The organism is Allobosea sp. CER48 (assembly GCF_044752385.1).
Classification (GTDB): Bacteria; Pseudomonadota; Alphaproteobacteria; order Rhizobiales; family Beijerinckiaceae; genus Allobosea.
This window is the reverse complement of record NZ_JBIWYK010000601.1, coordinates 1-1,589: the sequence shown is the minus strand read 5'-3', so window position 1 is coordinate 1,589 and position 1,589 is coordinate 1. Positions and strand designations below refer to the sequence as shown.

Annotated in this window: 2 protein-coding genes; both read right to left on the bottom strand. The window is 69.5% G+C overall.

Annotation, left to right across the window (positions count from 1 at the left end; translation table 11 throughout):
- Window positions 1–58: 58 nt before the first annotated feature.
- Window positions 59–841: an ABC transporter ATP-binding protein gene (locus ACIPIA_RS15905; RefSeq protein ID WP_400510944.1), complete on the bottom strand. Its 783-nt coding sequence runs from the start codon at window positions 839–841 to the stop codon at window positions 59–61.
- 11 nt (window positions 842–852) lie between these two features.
- A complete protein-coding gene (locus ACIPIA_RS15900; RefSeq protein ID WP_400510943.1) occupies window positions 853–1,587 on the bottom strand; it encodes an ABC transporter permease in 735 nt (244 codons plus the stop codon).
- Window positions 1,588–1,589 lie beyond the last annotated feature (2 nt).

The window sequence follows — 1,589 nt, the reverse complement described above, 5'->3', positions numbered from 1 at the left end:
GGTATGGTCGATCATGCCCGGCCAACGTTCCGGACCGGGCGAGGTTCCGAGGTTGGCGTCACCACCACATGCCGGCAGTCTCGGCGGCCTTCTCCTGATGTGGAACCTCGTCGCGCAAGGACCGGTCGAGCGCGCGCAAAGCCTCGCGCTTCGCCGCCTCGAAGGCCGGCGAGAGCCGGTCGCGCGGGCGGGCGAGCGGATTGTCGAGCTCGTCGAAGATGCGGCCGGGCTTGGGCTGCATCACGATGATGCGGTCGGCCAGCGTCACGGCCTCCTCGACATCATGCGTGACCATGACGACGGTCGGCCGGCTTTCCTGCCAGAGCGCCAGAAGATGGCCGTGCAGGCTCGCCCGCGTCGTGGCGTCGAGCGCCGAGAAGGGCTCGTCCATCAGCAGAAGCTTGGGACGGGTCACGAGCGCACGCGCGATGGCGACGCGCTGCTGCTGGCCACCGGACAGTTCGCGCGGCCAGCGCTTCTCATGACCGGCGAGGCCGACGCGGACCAGCGCGTTCGTCACCAGCCCTTCGCGCTCGAAAGCGGAGAGATGAGAGAGACCGAAACCGACATTCTCGGCGACGCTGAGCCAGGGGAACAGCCGGGGCTCCTGGAAGATGACGCCGACATCGGCGCGCGGCTCGGCGATCACCTCGCCGTCGAGGCGGATCGCGCCGTCACTCGGCCGGTCGAGCCCGGCAACGAGGCGCAGCAAGGTGGTCTTGCCGCAGCCGGAGCCGCCGAGCAGCGCCACGATCTCGCCGCGCCCGACTTCGAGCGCGATCGACGACAAGGCGCGGGTGCCGTCGGCATAGGTCTTGGAAAGCCGGTCGAAACTCAGCACGGGGTAAGCCTTCAGAGCTTGTCGCGCGCCGTATCCTGCCAGGTGAGGAAAGGCCGCGTGATGGCGACGAGCAGCCCGTCCGCCAGCTTGCCGAGCACGGCGAAGCTGATGATGGCCGCGATGATGGTGTCGGGGCGACCGAGCTGCTGGCCGTCCACGAGCAGATAGCCGAGCCCCTCGCTCGCCCCCATGATCTCGGCGGCGACGACGAACATGAAGCCGAGGCCGAGGCCGGCGCGCAGCGCGGTGATCCAGCTCGGCAGGATCGCCGGCAGGAGCACCCGGCGCACCATGGCGAGGCGCGAGAGCCGGAAGACGCGGCCGACTTCGACAACCTTGCGGTCGATGCCCTGCATCGCGGCGGCCACGCCGAGATAAACCGGGAAGAACACGCCGACAGCGATCAGCGCCACTTTCGAAGCCTCGAAGATGCCGAGCCAGAGGATGAAGAGCGGCACCCAGGCAATGGAGGGTATCGCACGCAGCGCCTGCAAGGTCGGATCGAGCAGGCTACGCGCGACCGGCAGGGCCCCGGTCACGGCGCCGAGCAGCGTGCCGGCAAGCGCACCAAGGCCGAAGCCGGCCCCGACCCGCCAGAGTGTTGCACCCGCATGGGTCAGCAGCTCGCCTGAGGCAACGAGCGTCCAGAGCGTGCGGCCGACGACGCTGGGCGGCGGCATCAGCCTGCCGTTCGCGATGCCGGCTGCGACCAGCCACTCCCAGAGAATGGCGAGCCCGACCGGCAGCA